The sequence below is a fragment of the Cupriavidus sp. 01L43 genome (assembly GCF_056399925.1).
The window spans coordinates 765155-788572 of sequence record NZ_JBFTSH010000002.1; the positions used below are offsets into that span (position 1 = coordinate 765155).

Genomic DNA, 23418 nt, shown 5'->3' on the forward strand with positions numbered 1-23418 from the left:
AGAATGGCGTTCCAAAAGGGGAACCTTGCAAGCATCTCTATGAAAATCTCTGTCGTACTGATTACGAAAAACGAGGCACACAATATCCGGGAGTGCCTCGAAAGCGTCTCCTGGTGCGACCGCGCGATTATAGTGGATTCGGGCAGCACGGACGGCACCGTGGAGGCCGCCCGCGCCATGGGTGCAGAGGTCTACGAGACCGCCACGTGGCCCGGTTTCGGCCCCCAGAAAAACCTTGCCCTCTCCAAGGCCCAGAGTGAGTGGGTCCTGTCCATCGACGCCGACGAGCGTGTCACGCCCGCGCTGCGCGACGAGATCCTGGCCGCCATCAGCTCCGGCCGGGCCGATGCCTACGACATGCCCCGGCTCTCGCGGTTCTGCGGCCGGTTTATCCGCCACGGCGGCTGGTATCCGGACCGCCTCACCCGCCTGTTCCGGCTGGGCAAGGCCCGCTTCACCGATGACCTCGTCCACGAGAACGTGGTCACCGATGCCCCGGTGGCGCACCTGCGCTCACCGCTGCTGCACTACACCTACGACGACTTCTCGCAGGTGCTGCGCAAGATCGATCAATATTCAACGCTCGGCGCCAAACAGGCCTTCGCACGCGGCAAGACCGCCTCGCCGGCCAGCGCCCTGCTGCATGGCAGCTGGGCCTTCCTGCGGACCTACCTGTTCCGGTGCGGCTTCCTCGACGGCCCGCAGGGGCTCGGCGTGGCGCTGATGAACGGGCAGGCCAGTTACTACAAGTACGTCAAGCTGTGGCTGCTGCACCGGCAGGCAACGGAGACACCCCCGCCATCAACCGATTTGCCACCACGCTGAACTCCCGCGCGGTGGGCCCGAAGCCCATCTGCTCGATATGGACCGCCGCGTGTGCCAGCAGCGCGGCACGCAGCGAGGCATCTCGCAGGCCGCGCCCGATTGCATCCGCCAGCGCCGGCGCATCCCCGACAGGCACCAGCAGTCCCGCCCGGCCCTCGTCGAGAATCTCGCGCGGCCCGGTCGGGCAGTCGGTACTGACCACGACCTGACCCACCGCCAGCGCCTCCAGCAGGACGTTCGGCAGCCCTTCCATCTTCGAACTGAACGCCATCAGGCGCGCGCGCCGGATCCAGGCGTACGGATTCGACTGGAAACCCTGGAACGTGACGCGGTCGGCAATGCCGAGCGACCCGGCCAGCGCCTCAAGCTGCGGGCGGGAGGCGCCATCGCCGACGATGACCAGCCGGTCCTCGATACCATCCGCCACCAGCCGCGCGTAGGCGTGCAGCAGCGTGGTGAAGTCCTTCTGGCTTTCCTCAAGCCGCCCCACCGACACCACGAAGGGCCCGGCCGGCGCATCGACCGGCGCCTGGGCCTTCTCGCGGATACTGTCCAGATCGATCGGGTTGTAGAGCCGCACGAAGCGGTCCGCAGCCTCGGGAATCAGCGCCTGCGCATCGCGCAGCATGCTGTCGTTGAGCACGACCACGGCGTCGTAGTGCTCGCGGCACTGGCGCCGCAGCTTGCGGAGCTTGCGGGCATGCCCGCGCGCAAGGTGCGCCACGCTGAAATGCTGATAGCCCATCATCGGCACGGGCAGCTTGCCCGTCAGCCGTGACACGGACATGTCGTAGTCCACCACCAGGTCATAGCCCTGCAGAATCTTGCGGAAGCGCCGATTCATCAGCGGCTTGCGCACCGGTGGCAGTAGCAGTTCCTCGTAGATCTTGCCGAGCGGCCCGAGCTTGCGCTTCTTCTTGAGCTGCCGGCAGTGCGACAGCCAGGCCTCGGGCGCCAGAACGTGGACCTTCACGTCCTTCGGCAATCTCTCAAGAAAATGCGAGGCCAGCTCGTCCGACGGATAGGTGATGGTCAGCCCGATCTCGAACTGGCCGCGGTCCAGCGAGTTCAGCAGCGAGACCAGTGCGGTCTCGATACCCCCATGCAGCAGATGGGTGACGTGGAACAGGATGCGCCGCTTGCCGCCCTGCGTCATCGATCGCACCGCCGCCTCAGCCATAGATCATCCGGACGCTGTCGCCCAGCGCATTGCGGAAGGTGGTCAGGGCGTCGTCCGACGGGGTGACCTGCCATTGGTCGCCCAACGTGGCCTCGCACTGCGCGGTCTTGTTGACGTAGCGGATACGCACCGGCACGCCCGGCGTACGCGCCGTGTTGGCGAGGTACGGCGTCAGCAGTTCGCGCAGCCGCTCGGTGGAGGCGTTGCCGTTGAAGCCCAGGCAGACCGCATCGGCATACTTGGCGCGCGCGGCCACGAGGTCCATCACCGACTCGGCCGTGAACCGCACGCCGCCGGTGAAGGTATCGTGACGGGCATTGCCCTGCGCGATCAGCAGTTCATCCTCGCGGAACATGTGCCGGTTCGCGTCGAACAGTTCGTTGAACACGGTCATCTCGATCTGGCCCGTGCCGTCGTCGAGCAGCACGATCAGCATCTTGCCGCGCTGGGTCATCTGCGTGCGGATGCCGGTGATGACACCCGCCACGATCTTGCCCCGCACGTCGCGGCCATAGCCGCCGCCGTTGCCCTGTACTTCCTTTTCGAGCCCGGCCAGCGTGCCCTTGACGAAGCGGCGTACCTCGTCGCGCCACGCATCGAACAGATGGCCGGAGAAATAGTAGCCGAGCGCCTGCTTTTCCTCCTGCAGCGTGCGCTTGGCCRTCCAGCGCGGCTCGTCGAGCAGTTCCGGGCGGTGGGCATCGCCGGCGTCGCCCATCAGGTCGAACAGCGACACCTGGTTGGCCGACTCCGCCTTCTGCTCGGCCGCCTCCATGGCGATGGACACCGAGGCCAGCAACTGGCCACGGTTGTCATTAAGGCTGTCAAACGCGCCGGCGCGGATCAGTGCCTCGATCGTGCGGCGATTGACCTGCCGGCGGTCCACGCGCTCGCAGAAATCGAACAGGTCCGCGAACGGCTTTTCCTCGCGGGCACGCAAGATGTCCTCGATGGCGCCCTGCCCCGAGCCCTTGATGCCGCCCAGCCCATAGCGGATGGTCTTGGCATCGGTCGGGGCGAAGCGGTATTCGCTGGCGTTGACATCGGGCGGCAGCACGGCGATGCCGTTCAGTCGGCAATCCTCGTAGAGGATCTTGACCTTGTCCGTATCGTCCATGGCCAGCGACATATTGGCCGCCATGAATTCGGCCGGATGGTGCGCCTTGAGCCACGCCGTGTAGTACGCCAGCAGCGCATAGGCGGCCGCGTGCGACTTGTTGAAGCCGTAGCCCGCGAACTTCTCCATCAGGTCGAAGATGTCGTCGGCCTGCTGTGACGACAGCCCGTTCTTGTCAGCACCCTCGCGGAACAGCTCGCGGTGCTTGGCCATCTCCTCGGCCTTCTTCTTGCCCATGGCGCGGCGCAGCAAGTCGGCGCCCCCGAGCGAGTAGCCGCCGATGATCTGCGCCATCTGCATCACCTGCTCCTGGTAGACCATGATGCCGTAGGTCTCCTTGAGCACCGGTTCCACGCGCGGATCGGGGTACTCGACCTTCTCGCGGCCGTGCTTACGGGCGCAGAAGCTCGGGATCAGGTCCATCGGACCGGGGCGATACAGGGCCACGAGGGCGATGATGTCCTCGAAGCGGTCAGGCTTGGCGTCCTTCAGCATGCCCTGCATGCCGCGGCTTTCCAGCTGGAACACGGCCACCGTGTTGGCGGTCTTCAGGATGTCGAACGCGGGGCCATCGGCCAGCGGAATCTGGCTGCAATTCCAGTCGGCCTTGCTCGGGTCCAGCCGGCGGATGTAGCGCTCGGCCCAGTCGAGGATGGTCAGCGTGGTCAGGCCCAAGAAGTCGAACTTGACCAGGCCGGCGGCTTCCACGTCGTCCTTGTCGTACTGGCTCACCACGCCGCTCATGCCGTCGTTCTGGCCACCCTGGGTGTAGAGCGGGCAGAAATCGGTGAGCCGGCCCGGCGCGATCAGCACGCCGCCGGCGTGCATGCCCACGTTCCGGGTCATGCCTTCCACGCGCTGCGCCAGCTCCAGCAACTGGCGCACCTCTTCCTCGTTGTTCTCGCGCTCGGCCAGGACCGGCTCTTCCTTCTTGGCTTCCTCGATCGTGACGAGCTTGCCCGGCTTGAACGGAATCAGCTTGGCCACGCCGTCGACAAAGCCATAGCCGAGGTCCAGCACGCGGCCCACGTCGCGCACGGCCGCCTTGGCAGCCATGGTGCCGAACGTGGCGATCTGCGACACGGCGTCCTTGCCGTACTTCTCCTTCACGTACGTGATCACGCGGTCACGGCCGTGCTGGCAGAAGTCGATGTCGAAGTCGGGCATCGAGACCCGTTCCGGATTCAGGAAACGCTCGAACAGCAGCGCGTACTTGAGCGGGTCCAGGTCGGTAATGCCCAGTGCGTACGCCACCAGCGAGCCAGCGCCCGAGCCCCGGCCCGGCCCCACCGGCACGCCGTTGTTCTTGGCCCAGTTGATGAAGTCCGCCACGATCAGGAAGTAGCCCGGGAAGCCCATCTTGATGATGGTGCCAGTCTCGAACTCCAGCCGCGCGTAGTACTCGGGCCGCTGCGCCTCGCGCGTGGCTTCGTCCGGGAACAGCACGGCCAGACGCTTCTCGAGGCCCTCGCGCGCCATGTGGATCAGGTAGTCGTCGAGCGACATGCCGTCCGGCGTGGGGAACAGCGGCAGGCGCGGCTTCCCCAGTTCCAGCGTCAGGTTGCAGCGCCGCGCGATCTCGACGGCATTCTGCAACGCGGAAGGAATGTCCGCGAACAACGCGCACATCTCGTCCTGCGTCTTGAAATACTGGTCGGTCGTGAACTTGCGCGTGCGGCGCGGATTGGCCAGCAGTTCGCCCTCGGCGATGCAGACGCGGGCCTCATGCGCGGTGAAGTCGTCCGGCGTCATGAACTGCACCGGGTGCGTGGCCACCACCGGCAGCTGCATTGCGGCGGCCAGTTGCACGGCCTGCTGGACGTAGGCATCGGTGCCGGGGTGCCCGGCCCGTTGCAGTTCGATATAGAACCGCTGCGGGAACACGCGCGCCCAGTGCTCGGCGGCCCGGCGGGCGCCGTCCTCGTTGCCATTGGCCAGCGCCTGGCCGATATCGCCGCCCATGGCGCCGGACAGCGCGATCATGCCGGTGGCCAGCGGCAGGCCTTCCTCGCCCGGTTCGTCGAACCAGCCCGGCTCGATCTCGGCGCGCCCCTTGTGCTGGTTGCCCAGCCACGCGCGCGACAGCAGCATGCACAGGTTCAGGTAGCCACGGCGGTCCTGCACCAGCAGCAGCATGCGCGCGGGCTTGTCGCGGTCATCGGCGTTGGTCAGCCAGACGTCTGCGCCCACTACCGGCTTCACGCCGTCTCCGCGCGCTTCCTTGTAGAAGCGGATCAGGCCGAAGGCGTTGGCAAGGTCGGTCAGGGCGAGCGCGCCCATGCCATCCTTGGCGGCGGCCTTGACGGCATCCTCCAGGCGGACGATGCCGTCCACGACGGAGTATTCGGAATGCAGGCGGAGGTGTACGAAGCGGGGTGCAGACATAGGGCGCCATTGTACCGGCTCCCCCCGCCTGAAAACTTGAGACTTTTCGGAAAATGAGGGGCTGGGACGACGCCTGGCCCGGTCCAGAGTGCCTGGAAACAGGGTGTCGGCCAGGCCCGCAAGCGGCTATAATTTCGCCTTTCCAATCAGGCAGTTATCGCGCGGCCCGCCGCGCGGTCCGGCAGCACCCATCCCATGCAGATCGTCAATATTTCCGCTTACAAATTCGTCACGCTGGACGACATCGAGACCCTGCGTCCGGAAATGCGCGCGCGCTGCGAGGCGGCGGACCTCAAGGGCACGATCCTGCTGGCGCCCGAGGGCATCAACATGTTCCTGGCCGGCCCGCGCGACGCCATCGACACCTTCATGGCCTGGCTCCACGCCGACGCCCGCTTTGCGGACATCGCGCCCAAGGAGAGCCTGTCGGACAACCAGCCGTTCAAGCGGATGCTGGTGCGCGCCAAGAAAGAAATCATCACGATGAAGATGCCGCTGATCCGCCCCGAAGCGGGCCGGGCGCCGTCCGTGCGGCCCGTGGACCTCAAGCGCTGGCTCGACCAGGGCCACGACGACGCCGGCCGCCCCGTGGTGATGCTCGATACACGCAATGCGTTCGAGGTGGCCGTGGGCACCTTCGAGAACGCGGTGGAATACGACATTGCGAAATTCAGCGATTTCCCGCCCGCCATCGCCGCCCACAAGGCCGAGCTGGAGGGCAAGACGGTGGTGTCATTCTGCACCGGCGGCATCCGCTGCGAAAAGGCCGCCATCCACATGCAGGAAGTGGGGATGGCGCACATCTACCAGCTCGAAGGCGGCATCCTGAAGTACTTCGAGGAAGTGGGCGGTAGCCACTACAAGGGAGACTGCTTCGTGTTCGACTACCGAACCGCCCTGAACCCCAATCTCGAGCCGGCCGGCCCGGTGCAGTGCTTTGCCTGCCGCGCGGTGGTTACGCCTGAGGAACAGCAACAGCCCAGCTATGCGGTGGGCAAGCAATGCCCGCATTGCGCGACGCAGGCCGGTCAGGCAGCCGCCTGACGCCTGCGTCCCGCCTGGTAATACGCCGAGTTCTTACGCGGCGAGCAGGTGATAGAGGTTGCGCAGCATGCCCGCGGTGGCGCCCCAGATGAAGCGGTGGCCGCCTTCCTCGCGCGGGTACGGCATCGAATAAAACTGACGTTCGCCGTCCGCCCAGCGCAGCAGCCGCCGCTCGTGGCGTGAGGGGTCCATCAGGAAGGCGAGCGGCACCTCGAAGATGTCCGCCACCTCGCCCGCATCGGCCTCCAGCGCGAAGCCGGTGCGCACCAGCCCCACAATGGGGCTGACGTGATAGCCGGTGCCCGTGATGTAGTCAGGGAGCGAGCCGAGCACCTCGATATAGTCCCGATCAAGCCCGATTTCTTCCTTCGTCTCACGCAGCGCTGTGGCGATGCGGTCCGCATCGTAGGTCTCCTGCCGGCCGCCCGGAAAGCTGATCTGGCCCGCGTGGGCGTTGAGGTTGGCGTTGCGTTCGGTCAGCAGCACGGTCAGGCCGTCGGCGCGGTCCACCAACGGCACCAGCACGGCGGCTTCGCGCAGGCCGCGGCTCCGGTCGTAGACGCGCGACTCATCGGTCAGCTCGGGTTCCCAGGCTGGCGGCGATAGCAGGCGGTGGCGGATAAAGTCCGGGCGCATCCGGGGCGCCGAGAGCGGCGCGCGTTGGGCGTCGGTGCCGATGACCGGCAAGGTTTCTGGATCGAATTTGGGGCGCATGACACCATTGAGTATGACAGAAGCGCGCCATGTCGCGCTGCAGCACACATATAAGCAAAAAGGACACCCGAAGGTGTCCTTTCCGAATCCGATACGGCACCGGTTGCCCGGCGCCGGACGGCATCGCCTTACTCGGCGGCAGCAGCCTTCGCAGCCTTCGAGACCAGCTTTTCCTTAATACGTGCCGACTTGCCCGAACGCTCGCGCAGGTAGTACAGCTTTGCACGGCGCACGTCGCCACGACGCTTCACTTCGATGCCGGCGATCAGCGGCGAGTACAGCTGGAACGTACGTTCCACGCCTTCACCCGACGAGATCTTGCGCACGATGAAGGACGAGTTCAGGCCACGGTTACGCTTGGCGATCACGACGCCTTCGTAGGCCTGCACGCGCTTGCGGGTGCCTTCCACGACGTTCACGTTGACGATCACGGTGTCGCCCGGGGCGAACGCGGGAATGGTCTTGTTCGCGGTCAGGCGCGCAATCTCTTCCTGCTCGATTTGCTCGATGATGTTCATCGTTTTTTCTCCATTACCATCATGCCAGCGTTGTATGCCCCAGGACTTGTCCCGGGCCCCGGCAGAGGATGGGGTTTTCATTTGGCGGGAGCGAACTCCCGCCCTGCTTTCGCCGTCCACTCCGACAGAAATTTCTCATCGGCCTTGGACAACAACCCTTGACCACGCGCCGCCTCGATCAAATCGGGACGCTTGCGCGCGGTGTTGGCCAGCGCCTGCTGGCGCCGCCATTTCTCGATCTCGGCATGATGGCCCCCGAGCAAGATATCGGGCACCCGCACACCTTCATATTCTTCCGGCCGCGTGTAGTGCGGACAATCGAGCAGGCCGTTGACGAAACTGTCCTGCACGGCCGACTGCGCATCACCCAGCACGCCGGGCAGATGCCGCACCACCGCGTCGATCAGCGCCATGGCCGGCAGTTCACCGCCGGACAGCACGAAATCGCCGAGGCTGATTTCCTCGTCCACGCGACGCTCGATCAATCGCTGATCGATCGCCTCATAGCGACCGCACAACAGCACCAGGCCAGGCCGCTGCGACAGCGACATCACCTTCTCATGCGTGAGCGGGGCGCCCTGCGGCGACATCAGCACCACATGCGGGACTGCCACACCGGCTTCCGCCTGCGCCGCGGCCGCCGCGTCGATCGCGTCGTCCAGCGGCTTGGCCAGCATCACCATGCCAGGACCACCGCCGTAAGGCCGGTCGTCGATGGTGCGGTAATTGTCGACCGTAAAGTCGCGCGGATTCCAGGTGCGCAGCGCGTAACGCTGCTGCTTGGCCGCCCGGCTGGTAATGCCCCAGTCGGTCAGCGCCCGAAACATCTCGGGAAACAGCGTGATTACATCGAACTGCATCCGCGGCCCCTTGGTGTGCTTCGGTACTTCAGTAGTCGAGCCCCCAGTCCACCACGATGCGCCGGGTGGTGGTATCCACCGTGCGCAGGAACGCGTCCACGAACGGCACCAGCCGCTCGCCGGGCTTGCCATCCGGCAGCGTGTAAGCCACCTGGAGGATCTGGTGGGCACCATTGTCGATCAGGCCGGATACCTCGCCCAGGGTTTCACCCTGTTCGTTGAGCACGGCGCAACCGATCAGGTCGACCCAGTAAAACTCATTCTCTTCCGGCGGCGGAAAATCCGCGCGCCGGATCCAGACGCGACGCCCTTTCAGGGCTTCGGCAACATTGCGTTCCGCTACGCCGGTGGCCTGGGCCACCACGGTGCCGCTATGCTCGCGCGACTGGGCAATCTTGACGCAGAGCGCCTCGTCCGGCTGTGCCGGCGCCACCACCACGCCGGCCTGCGGCGCACGAAGCAGCCACCAGCGGCGGGCGTGGAGCAATGCGGAGGCGTCGTCCGCGTGCGGCTGGACCTTGATCCAGCCACGGATGCCATAGGCGGCGCCCACATAGCCCACTTCGACGAGATCGTCGGGCAGGCTGTCGGTGAACAGCAGCGCTGCGGGCAGCTTGCGGGGCTTGGGCGGCTGGCCCGATACCTCGGCCTGCGCCGCGGTACCTTGCCGATTTAACGGCTTGCGGCCGGGGGCGTTGCCAGTCACTGAGACGATGCGTCCGATGCGTCAGGCACGCGCCACAACGGGCCGCGCGCCTTGGCGGCAATCAGGCAGCGGCCTTGGCGGCTTGCTTGACCAGACGGGCAACCGTCGGCGACAGCTGGGCGCCAACGCCTTGCCAGTACGTCAGGCGGTCTTGCACCAGGCGCAGGGTTTCTTCCTTGCCGGAGGCGAGCGGGTTGTAGAAACCAACGCGCTCGATGAAACGGCCATCGCGACGGTTGCGCGAGTCAGCGGCAACGATATTGAAGAAGGGGCGCTTCTTGCTGCCGCCGCGAGCCAGACGGATTACGACCATGGGGTTATTCCTCGAAAAAACGGGGGTGTGCGAACACGAAACGCAAGAGTATAGCCCAGTTCCCAATGCCAAACAAACACTTAGCGCGCAATTCGCGCCGGGCGCGGCCACCGGTGCGCCGTTGGCGCAACATGGCCTGCAGGCACCGTCGCGTAAACCGCGAATCCCGCGCAAACCCCGCCACCGGCGCGACGTTATAAAGCTGGCAAAAATGTCGAAACAATCGGTTACACGGGTAACGGGATTGGCATAGGCGGTCACACGGCGCCTGCGTACCATGAACCCATCTTCCTGACTCTTTCCCTGCTAAGGATCTTGGGATCTCGCATGCTTACCCGCCCCCACCTGCGTCTCCTGGTGGCTGGTACCTTGGCCCTCTCGGGCCTGATCGGCAGTATTGCCGCCAGCCACGCGCAAGTTGCCTTCTGGCACACCGCCCGGGCCGAACAGTCGGCGCGCGTCAACCGCGTTGCCGGCGGATGGGAAATGGCGAGCGTACGTGCCGAAAGCCGGGATCATGTGCGGGCACAGATCGAACGCATGGAGCAGCGGGCGCGCAATGACGACCGCCTGAGCGGGCGCCCACCCGGTGCGCCGGGCCGCGACGAGGATCGTCCGGTACGGCAGACGTCCGACCGCAGCAGCGTGAATGATAACCCGGGGCGCAGCAACGACATGCGTCCATCCGGCATGGGCCCGGGCTGGCAGGCGCGCAGCCGCGATGGCGGGCGCTGAGTCCCGCGCCTCTCCCCTTTCTCGAACGGCCGGAACTCCGGCCGTTTTGCTTGGTCTTTCAAGATGTGCGGGCCTCGTGCCCGCACAGGCTGCCGCCCGGTGCAGTCGGCGATTCCAGACGGGGTTCAACCCCGGCGCCCTCGCAGCGTGCCGTCGTTGCGCAGACGGCAATCGAACTGACCTGCCTCTGCCCGGCACCCACTGGTCCGGCTCCGGCCACTCCGGTCTTGTCCCGATATCCTCACCGGGCGCAGCCTCCACGTACAATGTGACGATTGTCAGCCTCCGTGCCTGCCACATCGCCTCCACAATGCCTACCACCGCAAGCCAAGCCCCTGCCCTCGGCGCCGATGCGCGCCGCCCGGCCCGGGGCAAGTCCAAGCTGATCACCGTCGCCCTGGCGTTCCTGTTTGGCAGCCTTGGCGTGCATCGCTTCTATCTGAAGGGCTTCCCCGACAAGTTCGGCTGGGCGCATCTGCTGGCCACGCTGGCGGGGGCGATCGGAATTGCGTCGCTGGTGACGGGCGCCGGGTCCACCGCGTTGAACTGGACGTTCGCGGTGGCGGGCGGCACCTCGGTGATTGCGGCATTCCTGACCGCCATCGTGTTCGGGCTACGCCCCGACGACCGCTGGGATGCGCGCTATAACGCACACGGCAAGCCCACGCGCTCCGGCTGGCCCGTGGTGATCCTGGTCATCCTGTCGCTGCTGATCGGCACCGGCCTGCTCATGGCCGGGCTCGCCATCAGCTTCCAGACGTTCTTCGAGTCGCAGGTGGAGGCGGCCAAGGCGCTTTCCCAATAGTCAGCGCGCACTTTCGCTGCAACCTGACAATGGGATGACATTGGTCAAACGCGCTTCTGCAAATCACCCATACTGGTAAGTCCGAGTACGCACGGAATGGAGCATGGCCCGCCATGGCGGGACGATGCAAAGGAGTGCCCGATGGAACATCCCACGTATGAAGAAGGACGCCTGGCTGCTATCGCGGTCAGGCTGGCCCTGTCGTCGGGCCTGCCGACGACCAGTGCGAAGGCCGCGCTGGAGCTGGCCTGCCGCATGATCGAGGATCAGCAGGCGGCGCCTCAGAACAGCGAACCCTGCCGGTCGTCGGTACCGCGCGGACGCCCGTTGGGCCGGGTCGGCCTGGGCGGGGGCCTGAAGCGCGACGTATCGAGTTCGAACCGGTTGTAACGGAAGCCTAGCCGCTCGGCGGTCTTGTAGAACCGCTGACGCATCAGATCGGCCCAAATCCCCGTGCCGCGCATGCGCGAGGCGAAGTCGGCATCGTAATCCTTGCCGCCCCGCATCTCGCGCACGCGGTTCATGACCCGCTCGGCACGGTCCGGGAAATGCGCTTCGAGCCACTCCTGGAACAGCGGACTCACCTCCCACGGCAGACGCAGCACGATGTAGTTGGCGTAGACCGCCCCGGCCTCCCGGGCGGCTTCCAGCACGCGCTCGAGGTCCGGTTCGGTGACGAACGGGATAATCGGCGCCACGCTCACCCCTACCGGAATCCCCGCATCGGTCAGTTCACGAATCGTGCGCAGCCGCCGCGCCGGCGTGGCTGCGCGCGGTTCCAGCGTGCGCGCGATGCCGGCGTCGAGTGTCGTAATCGTCACAGCCCCCACCGCGAGCCGCTTGGCGGCCATGGGCGCCAGCAGGTCGATATCCCGTTCGATCAGTGACGACTTCGTGATCAGCGCCACCGGGTGGTCGGTCTCGTGCAATACCTCCAGCAGGCTGCGCGTGATGCGCTGCTCGCGCTCGATGGGCTGGTAGGCGTCGGTGTTCACGCCCAGCGCGATGGTCTCGCACCGATACGACGGCTTGGACAATTCTTCGCGCAGGCGCTCGGCCGCATTGGTCTTGGCATAAAGCTTCGTCTCGAAATCGAGCCCCGGTGACAGGTCCAGATAGGCGTGCGTCGGCCGGGCGAAGCAGTAGATGCAGCCGTGCTCGCAGCCCCGGTAAGGATTGAGCGAGACATCGAACGGGATGTCGGGCGAGGCGTTGCGCGACAGGATCGAGCGGGCCTGCTCGAGCGTGACCTGGGTGACGAGCTTGGGCGGCAGCGCGTCATCGGCGGGGGCCGGGTCGTCGTCGGCCGGCGCCCAGCCGTCGTCGAACGCCTCGCGCTGGTCGCGCTCGAAGCGTCCCTGGAGGTTGCTGACGGCGCCGCGCCCCTTGCGGGCCACGGGCGGACGGCGGGCGCCCTCGCCCTCTCCGTCGCCGCCGAAGTCGTGTTCGTCACCCATCTTGCATCGAACGGCCTTACTCGCGCTCTTCCACCGAGATGGCCAATGTCTCCTTGATTTCTTCCATCACCACGTAGCTTTTAGATTGGGCTGCGCCCGGCAACTGCAACAGAATGTCGCCGAGCAGACGGCGGTACTCGCTGATCTCGCGAATCCGCGCCTTGATCAGGTAGTCGAAGTCGCCCGAGACGAGGTGACATTCCAGCACCTCGGGAATCCGCAGCACCTCGCGCCGGAACTGCTCGAACATATTGCCCGATTTGTTGCCCAGCGAAATCTCCACAAATACCAGCAGCGCACTGCCGAGCAGCCCCGGATTCAGCCGGGCGTAGTAGCCCATGATGACACCGTCGCGCTCCAGCCGCTTCACGCGCTCGATGCAGGGCGTGATGGTCAGCCCCACCCGCTCCGCCAGGTCTTTCATCGACACCCGCCCGTCGTCCTGGAGCACCGTGAGAATCTTCCGATCCAGCCGATCGAGGCCGCGCACCGGCTGACGTGTCGTTCTCATGACTTTTTCCTGTTTTTCTCATTTAATCGGTAACTAACACTGCTTTGAAGTCAATAGTATAGATACGAATCCTTCTATTCCATTCTTTCGCAGGTCCGGAGTCATCGAGATGCGTGTTCTAGTGCTTGGCAGTGGCGTTATTGGCGTGACCAGCGCGTGGTACCTGGCCCGTGCCGGTCATGAAGTGACCGTCGTGGATCGCGAGTCCGCGCCCGCGCTCGGCACCAGCTTTGCCAACGCCGGCCAGATCTCGCCGGGCTACGCGTCGCCGTGGGCCGCGCCGGGCGTGCCGCTCAAGGCCATCAAGTGGATGTTCCAGGAGCACGCGCCGCTGAGCATCAAGCCGGACGGCACGCTGTTCCAGCTCCAGTGGATGTGGCAGATGCTGCGCAATTGCACGCCGGCACGCTATGCCGTGAACAAGGAACGCATGGTGCGACTGGCCGAGTACAGCCGCGATTGCATCCGCACGCTGCGGGCCGAGACCGGTATTGCCTACGAAGGCCGCCAACAAGGCACGCTCCAGGTGTTTCGCACGGACGCGCAGCTCGAAGCCGCCGCGCGCGACATCGCCGTGCTCGAGGAAGCGGGCGTGCCCTATCAATTGCTTTCGCGCGAGGAACTCGGCGCGAGCGAACCGGCGCTGGCCGCCGCAGGCCACAAGCTGGCCGGCGGCCTGCGCCTGCCGAACGATGAAACCGGGGATTGCCAGCTGTTTACCCAACGGCTGGCAGCCATGGCCGAATCGCTCGGCGTGCAGTTCCTCTACAACCGCTCGATCGACGGCCTGATGACCCAGGGCGATGCCGTGACCGGTGCCGTGGTTGGCGGCCAGCCGATGTATGCCGAGGCCGTGGTGGTGGCGCTCGGGAGCTGGTCCACGCCGTTCGTCCGCAATGTGCTGCCGGGGCTGTCGAACCTGCCGGTGTACCCGCTCAAGGGCTTCTCGATCACGGTGCCGATGACCGATGTCGCGCGCAGCCCGGTATCCACGGTGCTCGACGAGACCTACAAGGTGGCGATCACGCGCTTCGACGACCGCATCCGCGTGGGCGGCATGGCGCAGATCGTCGGCTACGACCGTTCGCTCGATCCGGCCAAGCGCCGCACGCTCGAACACGTGGTGACGGACCTGTTCCCCGGCGCCGGCGATGTCAGCCGCGCCACGTTCTGGACTGGCCTGCGTCCGATGACGCCGGACGGCACGCCCGTGGTCGGCCCCGCCGGGATTCGCGGCCTGTGGCTCAACACCGGCCACGGCACGCTCGGCTGGACCATGGCCTGCGGCTCGGGCAAGCTGCTGTCCGACCTGGTCTCGGGCACGCAGCCAGCGATTCGCGCCGACGACCTGTCGGTGGACCGCTACCGCCAGCCCGCGCGCACGCACGGCGTGCCGCGTCCGGTGCCGGCTTGATCGATCCTCATCTCGGATTTCGACGAAAAAAAGGCGACCTTCGGGTCGCCTTTTTTCATCCCCAACGCAAGTTGCGCGTCAGAACTGGTCCACCGACATCGCCTTGACCGGCTCGGCGCCGGCCACGATGGCGTCGCGCAGCGACGACGCCTGCGACAGGATGTGCTCGCCGAAGAAATGCGCCGTGGCGATCTTGGCCTCGTAGAACGCCGGGTCTTCGCTACGCTTGGCATCCGCCGCCAGCATCGCGCGGCCCAGTTGCCAGCCCGAGAACACAATGCCGCACAGCTTCAGGTACGGCACGCTGCCCGCGAACACCGCGTTCGGATCGCCCTTGGCGTTCTCCACGACGAAGCCCACCACGGCCTCGAGCGCCTCGCGGCCCCGCTTCAACTGGCCCTGCACCGCCTGGAACGAGGCGCAGCTGTGCTGGCCGAGCGCGGCCTCGGTCTCGGCGATCTTCGCGCAGATCGCGCGCGCCACGGCACCGCCATCGCGCACGGTCTTGCGGCCGACGAGGTCATTGGCCTGGATGGCCGTGGTGCCCTCGTAGATCGGCAGGATCCGCGCGTCGCGGTAGTACTGGGCCGCGCCGGTTTCCTCGATGAAGCCCATGCCGCCGTGCACCTGCACGCCGAGGCTGGTCACGTCGATCGACAGCTCGGTGCTCCAGCCCTTGATCACGGGCACCATGAACTCGTAGAACGCCTGGTTTTCGCGGCGCGTCGCCTCGTCCGGATGCTGGTGGGCGGCATCGCTGGCCGCGGCGGCCACGTAGGCCACGGCACGTGCGCCTTCGATCAGTGCGCGCATCGTCATCAGCATGCGCTTGACGTCGGGGTGATGGATGATCGTCACGGCCTCGCGCGCCGAGCCATCGACCGGCCGGCTCTGCACGCGGTCCCGCGCATAGGCCACGGCGTGCTGGTAGGCGCGCTCGGACACCGCGATGCCCTGCATGCCCACCGCGAAGCGCGCCGCATTCATCATGATGAACATGTATTCGAGGCCGCGATTCTCCTCGCCCACCAGCGTGCCGACGGCGCCGCCGTGATCGCCGAACTGGAGCACCGCCGTCGGGCTGGCCTTGATGCCGAGCTTGTGCTCGATCGACACGCAGTGCACGTCGTTGCGCGCACCGGTCGTGCCGTCCGGGTTGACCAGGAACTTCGGCACGACGAACAGCGAGATGCCCTTGACGCCCTCGGGCGCGGTCGGCGTGCGGGCCAGCACCAGATGGACGATGTTCTTCGCCATGTCGTGCTCGCCGTACGTGATGAAAATCTTGGTGCCGAACAGCTTGAACGTGCCGTCGCCCTGCGGCTCGGCGCGCGTGCGCACGGCGGCCAGGTCCGAGCCGGCCTGCGGCTCGGTCAGGTTCATCGTGCCGGTCCATTCGCCCGCAATCAGCTTGGGCAGGATGACCGTCTTCTGTTCGTCGGTGCCGGCAGTCAGCAGGGCTTCGATGGCGCCATCGGTCAGCAGCGGGCACAGCGCGAACGACAGGTTGGCGCTGTTCAGCATCTCGATGCACGGCGTGGCGACGAGCTTGGGCAAGCCCTGGCCGCCAAAATCGCTCGGATGCAGCACGCCCTGCCAGCCGCCCTCGCCGAACTGGCGGAACGCGTCGCGGAACCCGGGCGTGGTGGTGACCACGCCGTCCTTCCAGCTGCTGGGGTCGAGATCGCCCGCGCGGTTCAGCGGGGCCACCACTTCCTCGTTGAACCGGGCCGCTTCCTCAAGCACGGCCTGCGCCGTGTCCGGGGTGGCTTCCTCATAGCCCGGCATCTGGCTGACGGCGTTCAGGTCCGCCAGTTCGTTCATGACGAACAGCATGTCCTTGAGCGGTGCGCGATAGGTCATCGAAGTCTCCTGGATCTTGTAAAAAAGCCGCTCGCGGGACGCTCCCGGAACGGCTTCATTCTTCTTGTTGTGGCGCCGGCGCCCGTACCAGACAGTACGCGGGCCGGCGCGGGGCCAGACCTCAGCCCAGTGCTGCCACCAGCTCAGGCACCACGGTGTTCAGGTCGCCCACCAGGCCGTAGTCCGCCACCGAGAAGATCGGGGCTTCGGCGTCCTTGTTGATCGCGACGATCACCTTGGAGTCCTTCATGCCGGCCAAATGCTGGATCGCGCCCGAAATACCGACCGCGATGTACAGCTGCGGCGCGACGATCTTGCCGGTCTGGCCGACCTGATAGTCGTTCGGCACGAAGCCGGCGTCCACGGCCGCGCGCGAGGCGCCCAGCGCGGCGCCCAGCTTGTCCGCCAGCGGCGTCAGCACCTTGGTGTAGTTCTCGCCCGAACCCACGCCACGGCCACCGGAAACGATGATCTTGGCAGCGGTCAGCTCCGGACGGTCGCTCTTGGCCACTTCGCGCGAGACGAATTGCGAGATGCCCAGGTCAGCCACGGCCGGCAGGGTCTCGACAGCGGCCGAGCCACCTTCGGCGGCAGCCGCGTCGAACGCCGTGCCGCGCACCGTGATGACCTTGATCTTGTCGGCCGACTTCACGGTGGCAATGGCGTTACCAGCGTAGATCGGGCGCTCGAAGGTGTCGGGTGCGTCGACCTTGGAGATTTCCGAGATCTGGGCCACGTCCAGGCGGGCGGCCACGCGCGGCAGGATGTTCTTGCCGTACGGCGTTGCCGGCGCCAGGATGTGGCTGTAGTCGTTGGCGATGGCCAGGGCCTGCTCGGCCACGTTCTCGGCCAGGCCGTCGCCGAAATAGGCGGCATCGGCCAGCAGGACCTTGGTCACACCGGCGATCTTGGCAGCGGCATCGGCGGCAGCCTTGGCATTGGCGCCGGCTACCAGCACGTGGACGTCGCCACCGCACTGGGCGGCAGCCGTCACGGTGTTCAGCGTGGCGGCCTTGATCGATTGATTGTCGTGTTCAGCAATGACGAGTGCAGTCATGTTTTCTCTCCCCGCGCTCAGATAACCTTGGCTTCAGACTTCAGCTTTTGCACCAGCGTGGCCACATCGGGCACCATCACGCCTGCGCTGCGCTTGGCCGGCTCCACGACCTTCACGGTCGACAGACGCGGGGCCACATCCACACCGAGGTCTTCGGGCTTCACGGTTTCCAGCGGCTTCTTCTTGGCCTTCATGATGTTCGGCAGCGTCACGTAGCGCGGCTCGTTCAGGCGCAGGTCCGTGGTCACCACGGCCGGCAGCTTGACCGACAGCGTTTCCAGACCGCCATCCACTTCACGGGTCACCGATGCCTTGCCATCCGCCACCACCACCTTCGAGGCGAACGTGGCTTGCGGCAGGCCGGCCAGCGCGGCCACCATCTGGCCGGTCTGGTTCGAGTCATCGTCGATGGCCTGCTTGCCCAGGATCACCAGTTGCGGCTGTTCCTTGTCGATCAGTGCCTTGATCAGCTTGGCCACGGCCAGCGGCTGCAGGTCTTCGTTCGATTCCACCAGGATGCCGCGATCGGCGCCGATGGCCATCGCAGTGCGCAGGGTCTCCTGGCATTGCGTGACGCCGCACGACACGGCGATCACTTCGGTGACGACGCCAGCTTCTTTCAGGCGCACGGCCTCTTCCACGGCGATTTCGTCGAACGGGTTCATGCTCATTTTGACGTTGGCCAGGTCGACGCCCGAGCCATCCGACTTCACGCGGACCTTGACGTTGTAGTCCACCACCCGCTTGACTGCGACGAGTACTTTCATGCGCTCACTCCACTGATAGCTGATAGTCCAAAGATTTGAATCGCTCGCCATTATAACCACCGGGGTGGCGCAGCTTTAGTTTTTCGAACGATCGTACTATTTTATAGACAAAGAATTGCCGGGGCTAGCCCGGCAACTGAAGAAATCTGCGCCCATTGTGCCGCAGGATGCCCCGCGTGCACAGGGTTTGGACGATTTCCTCGAAAATCGTCCCGGACCGGCGCCCGATTGATGATTACCAGGCGGTGATCACCGACTCCTTGTAGGTGTTGGCGATGTACTGCTTCACCTCGGCCGAGTGGTAGGCCTTCACCAGCTTGGCCACCCACGGCTTGTCCTTGTCCGCCGCGCGGATGGCGATCAGGTTCGCGTACGGACCCTTCGGGCCTTCTGTGGCGATTGCATCACGCGTGGGGGACAGGCCGGCGGACTCGGCATAGTTGCCGTTGATCGCGGCGGCGTCCAGGTCGTCGAGCGAGCGCGGCAGCTGGGCGGCGTCGAGTTCGACGATCTTGATCTTCTTCGGATTTTCCACGATGTCCAGCGGCGTGGCCTTCAGACCGGCGTCCGGACGCAGCTTGATCAGGCCCTTGGCCTGCAGCAGCAACAGGCCGCGACCGCCGTTGGTCGGATCGTTCGGCACGCCCACGCGGGCGCCCTGCTTGATCTGGTCCAGCGACTTCACCTTCTTCGAGTACACACCCATCGGGAACGTGACCGTGAAGCCCACGTGCGTGAACTTGTAGCCGCGATCCTTGATCTGGGCTTCCAGGTACGGCAGATGCTGGTAGCTGTTGGCGTCGAGGTCGCCAGCGGCCAGCGCGGCGTTCGGCTGGATGTAGTCGCTGAACTCCACCACCTGGATGTTCAGGCCGTCCTTGGCCGCCACCTTCTTCACCTGCTCCATGATCTGCGCGTGCGGGCCGCCCGTCACGCCAACCTTGATCGGCTTTTCCTGCGCCAGCGCGCCCGTGGAAACGGCCAGGCCCAGCGCCACCGCTGCGGCAGTCTTCAGCAAATTACGACGTTGCATTTTTGATTTACCCCTAGTTTCCCTGCGAATTGAAACCCATCAGCGATGGCTGATGCGGCGCACGAGCCAGTCGCCAAAGCTCTGCACGGCCTGTACGAAGACGATCAGGATCACCACCACGGCGACCATGACCTCGGTGATATAGCGCTGGTAGCCGTAGCGGATGCCCAGGTCGCCCAGCCCGCCGCCGCCGATGGCGCCGGCCATGGCCGAATAGCCGACCAGGCTCACGAAGGTGATGGTCAGGCCGGCCACGATGCCGGGCATCGCCTCGGGCAGCAGCACCTTCCAGACGATCTGGCGCGTGGTGGCACCCATCGATTGCGCGGCTTCCACCAGGCCCTTGTCCACCTCGCGCAGCGCCGCCTCGACCAGCCGGGCGATGAACGGCACCGCCGCGATCGTCAGCGGCACCACAGCCGCCGTCGTGCCGATCGACGAACCGACGATAAAGCGCGTGAACGGGATCACCACCACCAGCAGGATGATGAACGGGATCGACCGCACCGCGTTCACGACCACGCCGATGGAGCGGTTGAACAGCGGATGCGACAGCACGCCGCCCCGGTTGGTCAGGTGCAGCAGCACGCCCAGCGGCACGCCGAACAGCGCGCCCACCACGCCCGAGATCGACACCATCAACAGCGTCTCGCCGAACGACGCCAGGAACAGGTCAAACATTTCAGACCACATGTTCGATCTCCTCCACCACGACGCCCTGCGTCTGCAAATATTCCATCGCCGCGCGCACCGCGGCCGGCTCGCCCGTGGCCATGATCGCCAGCGAGCCGAACGCCTGCCCCTGGATCTCGTCGATATGGCCGTGCAGGATGTTGAAGTCCAGTCCGTGCTGGCGGATCGCCTGGGCCAGCACCGGCTGGTCGACGTTCTCGCCCGTGAAGGCCAGCCGGTAGACGTGGTCGCGGCCGTTGCCGAGCCGGCTTTCCACGCGCTTGAGCACGCTGGCCGGCAGTTCCTGGGCAATCACGTCGCCGATCATCGCGCGCGTGACTTCGTGCTGCGGGCGCAGGAAGACGTCGATCACACGGCCGCTTTCCACCACCTGCCCGGCTTCGAGCACGGCCAAGCGGTCGCAGACCTGCTTGATGACCTCCATCTGGTGCGTGATCATGACGATGGTCAGGCCCAGCTCGCGATTGATCTGCTTGAGCAGGTCGAGGATCGAGCGCGTGGTCTCGGGATCCAGCGCGGAGGTGGCTTCGTCGGACAGCAGCACCTTCGGCTTGCTGGCCAGCGCGCGCGCAATGCCCACGCGCTGCTTCTGCCCGCCGCTGATCTGCGCGGGATGGCGGTCGCGCAGCGCCGACAGGCCCACGAGGTCCAGCAGCGGCAGCACCGTCGCGGCGATCTCGGCCTTGGTCTTGCCGGCCAGCTCCAGCGGCAGCGCCACGTTGTCATAGACCGTGCGCGACGACAGCAGGTTGAAATGCTGGAAGATCATGCCGATTTCGCGGCGCGCCGCGCGCAGGCGGCTGGCATCCATCGCAGTCAAATCGTGGCCGTCGACGATCACCCGGCCGGCGCTGGGCCGGTTCAGCAGATTGATGGCACGCACCAGCGTGCTCTTGCCGGCCCCGCTTCGGCCGATGATGCCGAAGACTTCACCGGGCGCGATGGAGAGGCTGACATCGCGCAGCGCATGCACTTCCCCCGACCCGCCGGGGAATCGCTGCGAGAGTCCTTGCAGTTCGATCATGGAAAGAGAAAAGAAAACGGCAACAGCGTGGGGTCTCCAGCGTTGTTGCCGCGCATTATTTTTCTGAAGCTCGCATTTTATGCGATCCGCTTCATACCTCAAACGAGATTTTTTCGATCGCCTTATGCGCTGGGAGCATATAGAAGCACCGTCAATCGCATTTTTGCGAATTACGCGGCACTTTTAGCCTTCCATCATCACCTTCAGGTGCGCGAGCACGCTCCGCCCCAGCGCGCTGAGGTTGTAGCCCCCCTCCAGGCAGCTCACGATGCGGCCCTTGGCATGCACGCGCGCCACTTCCATCAGCCGTTCCGTCATCCAGGCGTAGTCCTGCTCGACCAGGCCCATCTGGCCGAGGTCGTCCTCACGGTGGGCATCGAAACCGGCCGAGATGAACAGCATCTGGGGCCGGAACTCGTTCAGGCGTGGCAGCCAGATCGTCTCCACCACCTCGCGCACGGCCATGCCGTTGGTATAGGCGGGCAGCGGGATATTCGACATGTTCGGCGCAATGTGCTCCGTGCCGCTATACGGATAGAACGGGTGCTGGAAGAAGCTGCACATCAGCACCTGGGGGTCGTTGCGGAATGCCGCCTCGGTGCCGTTGCCGTGGTGGACATCGAAATCGATCACGGCCACGCGCTCCAGACCATGCGCGACCAGCGCGTGACGGGCGGCAATCGCCACGTTGTTATAGAAGCAGAAGCCCATGGCGCGGTCCGGCTCGGCGTGGTGGCCCGGTGGGCGCACGCAGCAAAACGCGTTTTCCAGTTCGCCGGCCATCACGGCGTCGGTGGCGGCCACGGCGGCGCCGGCCGCGTGCGTGGCGGCGGTCAGCGTGTGGCGGTTCATCGTGGTATCGGGATCGATCGCGTGGTAGCCGCTCGCGGGGCTCACGGACGCCAACTGGGAGACGTAGTCGGGCCGGTGCACGCGCTCGATCTGCTCCTCGGTGGCGGCCGGCGCGTCGCGGCGGTCCAGCAGCCCGTCCAGCCCGTGCGAGATCAGGTGATCCTCGATCGCCTGCAGCCGTTCCGGGCATTCCGGATGGAAATGTCCCATCTCGTGCAGCTGGAATGCGGGATGTGTGTAATAGCCCGTTGGCATTGTCGTTTCCGGGTCAAGTTTGTCTCCAATCGATACGTTAGCACATGACGTGCCACATCATCCGTGGGCCGGCGGGGTCGCTGGCGCCGGGAGGCATCCGCTATACTCGGTGCGACTTGCAAAGGACAACATGACCGACAAACAGCGCTCCATGCGCCGCCCGCTGCTGGGCGCCGCACTCACCGCTGCCGCATTGGGCCTGTGCGGCGTTTCTCCTCGACTGATGGCTGCCGGCAAGCGTCGCGTGGCCGTCCGGGAAGAAGAAATCGAACCGGGCCGCTATCGAAATCATCCGCAAACCCGTGCGTTCATCGACGACATGGTGGCCCGCCACGGCTTCCCGCGCGCGGAGCTGGACACGTATTTCAGTCAGGCCGTGTATTCGGCCACGGTGTCGCGGCTGATCATGCCGCCGAGCACGCCGGGCCGGAAGAGCTGGCGGACGTACCGCTCGCGCTTTATCGAGCCGATCCGCATCAACGCCGGCGTGCGCTTCTGGCAGGAAAACCGCGACACGCTGCGCCGCGCCGAGGCCGAATTCGGCGTGCCGGCGTCGGTCATCGTCGGCATCATCGGCGTGGAAACCATCTACGGGCGCGATATGGGCACGTTCCGCGTGCTGGATTCGCTCTCCACGCTGGCCTTCGACTATCCGGACACCCCGAACCGCGACGCACGCACCCGGCTGTTCCGCGAGCAGTTGGCGGACTACCTGCTCTGGTGCCGCGAGACCCGCACCGATGTCTATTCGGTACTCGGCTCGTACGCGGGCGCGGTGGGCATTCCGCAGTTCATGCCGACCAGCCTTCGCGAGTACGCGATCGACTATGACAAGGACGGGCACGTCGACCTGCGCAACAGCGCCGTCGATGCCATTGGTAGCGTGGGCCGCTTCCTGCAGCTGCACGGCTGGGAACAGGGCCGGCCCGTGATCTGGCGCATTGCCGGCGACGAAGGCAGCCGGGGCATTGCCGTGGCTGCGGCAGACGGCGAGCCGTGGCCCACGCGCACGCTGAACCAGCTCACCCGCGCCGGGTTGCGCGTGGACGAGCCGATCGACCTCCAGCGCGAAGGCGAGACCGGCGTGCTGGTGGTGGACTTGCCCACGCCGGACCAGCCCACCGAGTACCTGATCGGCCTGCGCAATTTCTACGTGCTCACGCGCTACAACCGCAGCTTTTTCTACGCGCTGGCGGTGTACCAACTCGGCGAGGCAGTCAAAGCGGCGATGGGCTGATCGCCACCCCCCATTCGCCGACCCCAAATCCCCGTCCAGGCTCTGTCTTGCCG

General features: G+C 65.7%; 22 protein-coding genes. 6 read left to right on the forward strand and 16 right to left on the reverse strand.

The window, feature by feature from the left end; all coding sequences use genetic code 11:
• Positions 1-39: 39 nt before the first annotated feature.
• Entirely contained in the window at positions 40-825 is a 786-nt protein-coding gene (locus AC1DP9_RS06715) for a glycosyltransferase family 2 protein (RefSeq protein WP_477106896.1), read from the forward strand.
• Here AC1DP9_RS06715 and AC1DP9_RS06720 read toward each other — a convergent pair.
• Both AC1DP9_RS06720 and dnaE read right to left on the reverse strand, forming a co-directional pair.
• Entirely contained in the window at positions 755-2005 is a 1251-nt protein-coding gene (locus tag AC1DP9_RS06720) for a glycosyltransferase (protein ID WP_477105078.1), read from the reverse strand. The genes AC1DP9_RS06715 and AC1DP9_RS06720 overlap by 71 nt on opposite strands.
• The gene (gene dnaE / locus AC1DP9_RS06725) at positions 1998-5507 is read right to left on the reverse strand and encodes a DNA polymerase III subunit alpha (RefSeq protein WP_477106897.1); all 3510 of its coding nucleotides are present in this window, start codon (positions 5505-5507) and stop codon (positions 1998-2000) included. Before dnaE ends, AC1DP9_RS06720 begins: the two co-directional genes overlap by 8 nt.
• 195 nt (positions 5508-5702) lie before the next feature.
• On the opposite strand from dnaE, the gene AC1DP9_RS06730 reads away from it, so the two are divergent.
• Positions 5703-6551: a sulfurtransferase gene (locus tag AC1DP9_RS06730; RefSeq protein ID WP_441593610.1), complete on the forward strand. Its 849-nt coding sequence runs from the start codon at positions 5703-5705 to the stop codon at positions 6549-6551.
• Between the two features lie 33 nt (positions 6552-6584).
• Here the strand turns inward: AC1DP9_RS06730 and AC1DP9_RS06735 are convergent, their stop codons facing one another.
• The 5 genes from AC1DP9_RS06735 to rpsP all read right to left on the reverse strand — a co-directional run bounded on the left by AC1DP9_RS06735 (position 6585) and on the right by rpsP (position 9662).
• Complete coding sequence (locus AC1DP9_RS06735) at positions 6585-7265, reverse strand: CoA pyrophosphatase (protein WP_092301950.1); 681 nt, start codon at positions 7263-7265, stop codon at positions 6585-6587.
• A gap of 128 nt (positions 7266-7393) precedes the next feature.
• Positions 7394-7783 carry a 50S ribosomal protein L19 gene (gene rplS, locus AC1DP9_RS06740; protein ID WP_092301947.1) on the reverse strand — a complete coding sequence of 130 codons (390 nt, stop codon included), beginning with the start codon at positions 7781-7783 and terminating at the stop codon, positions 7394-7396.
• 77 nt (positions 7784-7860) lie between these two features.
• A complete protein-coding gene (gene trmD, locus AC1DP9_RS06745) occupies positions 7861-8643 on the reverse strand; it encodes a tRNA (guanosine(37)-N1)-methyltransferase TrmD (protein WP_092301944.1) in 783 nt (260 codons plus the stop codon).
• 28 nt (positions 8644-8671) lie between these two features.
• Positions 8672-9349 carry a ribosome maturation factor RimM gene (rimM, locus tag AC1DP9_RS06750; RefSeq protein WP_092301941.1) on the reverse strand — a complete coding sequence of 226 codons (678 nt, stop codon included), beginning with the start codon at positions 9347-9349 and terminating at the stop codon, positions 8672-8674.
• 61 nt (positions 9350-9410) lie between these two features.
• Complete coding sequence (gene rpsP / locus AC1DP9_RS06755) at positions 9411-9662, reverse strand: 30S ribosomal protein S16 (protein ID WP_092301938.1); 252 nt, start codon at positions 9660-9662, stop codon at positions 9411-9413.
• A gap of 327 nt (positions 9663-9989) precedes the next feature.
• Here rpsP and AC1DP9_RS06760 point away from each other — a divergent pair, with 327 nt between their 5' ends.
• Together AC1DP9_RS06760 and AC1DP9_RS06765 are read left to right on the forward strand one after the other, a co-directional pair.
• Positions 9990-10397: a hypothetical protein gene (locus AC1DP9_RS06760; protein WP_441645051.1), complete on the forward strand. Its 408-nt coding sequence runs from the start codon at positions 9990-9992 to the stop codon at positions 10395-10397.
• A 310-nt stretch (positions 10398-10707) separates the two neighbouring features.
• Positions 10708-11202 (forward strand): TM2 domain-containing protein, encoded by a 495-nt coding sequence (locus tag AC1DP9_RS06765; protein WP_477106898.1) that lies wholly within the window; start codon positions 10708-10710, stop codon positions 11200-11202.
• Positions 11203-11483: 281 nt separating this feature from the next.
• Here the strand turns inward: AC1DP9_RS06765 and AC1DP9_RS06770 are convergent, their stop codons facing one another.
• Both AC1DP9_RS06770 and AC1DP9_RS06775 read right to left on the reverse strand, forming a co-directional pair.
• Positions 11484-12659 carry a PA0069 family radical SAM protein gene (locus AC1DP9_RS06770; protein ID WP_477106899.1) on the reverse strand — a complete coding sequence of 392 codons (1176 nt, stop codon included), beginning with the start codon at positions 12657-12659 and terminating at the stop codon, positions 11484-11486.
• 16 nt (positions 12660-12675) lie between these two features.
• Positions 12676-13170, reverse strand: coding sequence for an Lrp/AsnC ligand binding domain-containing protein (locus AC1DP9_RS06775; RefSeq protein ID WP_092301927.1), 495 nt, complete (start codon positions 13168-13170; stop codon positions 12676-12678).
• Between the two features lie 109 nt (positions 13171-13279).
• Here AC1DP9_RS06775 and AC1DP9_RS06780 point away from each other — a divergent pair, with 109 nt between their 5' ends.
• Positions 13280-14584: a D-amino acid dehydrogenase gene (locus tag AC1DP9_RS06780; protein WP_477106900.1), complete on the forward strand. Its 1305-nt coding sequence runs from the start codon at positions 13280-13282 to the stop codon at positions 14582-14584.
• Positions 14585-14662: 78 nt separating this feature from the next.
• On the opposite strand, the gene AC1DP9_RS06785 is transcribed toward AC1DP9_RS06780, so the two are convergent.
• From AC1DP9_RS06785 to AC1DP9_RS06815, 7 genes are all read right to left on the reverse strand, one after another.
• Positions 14663-16447 (reverse strand): acyl-CoA dehydrogenase, encoded by a 1785-nt coding sequence (locus AC1DP9_RS06785; RefSeq protein ID WP_477106901.1) that lies wholly within the window; start codon positions 16445-16447, stop codon positions 14663-14665.
• A gap of 121 nt (positions 16448-16568) precedes the next feature.
• A complete protein-coding gene (locus tag AC1DP9_RS06790) occupies positions 16569-17504 on the reverse strand; it encodes an electron transfer flavoprotein subunit alpha/FixB family protein (protein WP_092301918.1) in 936 nt (311 codons plus the stop codon).
• A gap of 17 nt (positions 17505-17521) precedes the next feature.
• Positions 17522-18271 carry an electron transfer flavoprotein subunit beta/FixA family protein gene (locus tag AC1DP9_RS06795; protein ID WP_092301915.1) on the reverse strand — a complete coding sequence of 250 codons (750 nt, stop codon included), beginning with the start codon at positions 18269-18271 and terminating at the stop codon, positions 17522-17524.
• Positions 18272-18506: 235 nt separating this feature from the next.
• Positions 18507-19304 carry a MetQ/NlpA family ABC transporter substrate-binding protein gene (locus AC1DP9_RS06800; protein WP_092301912.1) on the reverse strand — a complete coding sequence of 266 codons (798 nt, stop codon included), beginning with the start codon at positions 19302-19304 and terminating at the stop codon, positions 18507-18509.
• Positions 19305-19343: 39 nt separating this feature from the next.
• Positions 19344-19997: a methionine ABC transporter permease gene (locus tag AC1DP9_RS06805; protein ID WP_092301909.1), complete on the reverse strand. Its 654-nt coding sequence runs from the start codon at positions 19995-19997 to the stop codon at positions 19344-19346.
• The gene (locus AC1DP9_RS06810; protein WP_477106902.1) at positions 19987-21021 is read right to left on the reverse strand and encodes a methionine ABC transporter ATP-binding protein; all 1035 of its coding nucleotides are present in this window, start codon (positions 21019-21021) and stop codon (positions 19987-19989) included. The genes AC1DP9_RS06805 and AC1DP9_RS06810 overlap by 11 nt, the downstream gene beginning before the upstream one ends.
• Before the next feature lie 183 nt (positions 21022-21204).
• Positions 21205-22128: a histone deacetylase family protein gene (locus AC1DP9_RS06815; RefSeq protein ID WP_092301903.1), complete on the reverse strand. Its 924-nt coding sequence runs from the start codon at positions 22126-22128 to the stop codon at positions 21205-21207.
• Between the two features lie 130 nt (positions 22129-22258).
• On the opposite strand from AC1DP9_RS06815, the gene mltB reads away from it, so the two are divergent.
• Positions 22259-23365, forward strand: a complete 1107-nt coding sequence (gene mltB, locus AC1DP9_RS06820; protein ID WP_092301901.1) for a lytic murein transglycosylase B — start codon at positions 22259-22261, stop codon at positions 23363-23365.
• Positions 23366-23418 lie beyond the last annotated feature (53 nt).

Coding starts and splice junctions, on each gene's coding strand:
- rplS (WP_092301947.1), bottom strand. CDS start 7,783: ATGAACATCATCGAGCAAATCGAGCAGGAAGAGATTGCGCGCCTGACC.
- AC1DP9_RS06815 (WP_092301903.1), bottom strand. CDS start 22,128: ATGCCAACGGGCTATTACACACATCCCGCATTCCAGCTGCACGAGATG.
- rpsP (WP_092301938.1), bottom strand. CDS start 9,662: ATGGTCGTAATCCGTCTGGCTCGCGGCGGCAGCAAGAAGCGCCCCTTC.
- AC1DP9_RS06765 (WP_477106898.1), top strand. CDS start 10,708: ATGCCTACCACCGCAAGCCAAGCCCCTGCCCTCGGCGCCGATGCGCGC.
- AC1DP9_RS06780 (WP_477106900.1), top strand. CDS start 13,280: ATGCGTGTTCTAGTGCTTGGCAGTGGCGTTATTGGCGTGACCAGCGCG.
- AC1DP9_RS06720 (WP_477105078.1), bottom strand. CDS start 2,005: ATGGCTGAGGCGGCGGTGCGATCGATGACGCAGGGCGGCAAGCGGCGC.
- mltB (WP_092301901.1), top strand. CDS start 22,259: ATGACCGACAAACAGCGCTCCATGCGCCGCCCGCTGCTGGGCGCCGCA.
- trmD (WP_092301944.1), bottom strand. CDS start 8,643: ATGCAGTTCGATGTAATCACGCTGTTTCCCGAGATGTTTCGGGCGCTG.
- AC1DP9_RS06810 (WP_477106902.1), bottom strand. CDS start 21,021: ATGATCGAACTGCAAGGACTCTCGCAGCGATTCCCCGGCGGGTCGGGG.
- AC1DP9_RS06790 (WP_092301918.1), bottom strand. CDS start 17,504: ATGACTGCACTCGTCATTGCTGAACACGACAATCAATCGATCAAGGCC.
- AC1DP9_RS06730 (WP_441593610.1), top strand. CDS start 5,703: ATGCAGATCGTCAATATTTCCGCTTACAAATTCGTCACGCTGGACGAC.
- AC1DP9_RS06770 (WP_477106899.1), bottom strand. CDS start 12,659: ATGGGTGACGAACACGACTTCGGCGGCGACGGAGAGGGCGAGGGCGCC.
- AC1DP9_RS06775 (WP_092301927.1), bottom strand. CDS start 13,170: ATGAGAACGACACGTCAGCCGGTGCGCGGCCTCGATCGGCTGGATCGG.
- AC1DP9_RS06805 (WP_092301909.1), bottom strand. CDS start 19,997: ATGTGGTCTGAAATGTTTGACCTGTTCCTGGCGTCGTTCGGCGAGACG.
- AC1DP9_RS06800 (WP_092301912.1), bottom strand. CDS start 19,304: ATGCAACGTCGTAATTTGCTGAAGACTGCCGCAGCGGTGGCGCTGGGC.
- AC1DP9_RS06795 (WP_092301915.1), bottom strand. CDS start 18,271: ATGAAAGTACTCGTCGCAGTCAAGCGGGTGGTGGACTACAACGTCAAG.
- AC1DP9_RS06785 (WP_477106901.1), bottom strand. CDS start 16,447: ATGACCTATCGCGCACCGCTCAAGGACATGCTGTTCGTCATGAACGAA.
- AC1DP9_RS06760 (WP_441645051.1), top strand. CDS start 9,990: ATGCTTACCCGCCCCCACCTGCGTCTCCTGGTGGCTGGTACCTTGGCC.
- AC1DP9_RS06715 (WP_477106896.1), top strand. CDS start 40: ATGAAAATCTCTGTCGTACTGATTACGAAAAACGAGGCACACAATATC.
- AC1DP9_RS06735 (WP_092301950.1), bottom strand. CDS start 7,265: ATGCGCCCCAAATTCGATCCAGAAACCTTGCCGGTCATCGGCACCGAC.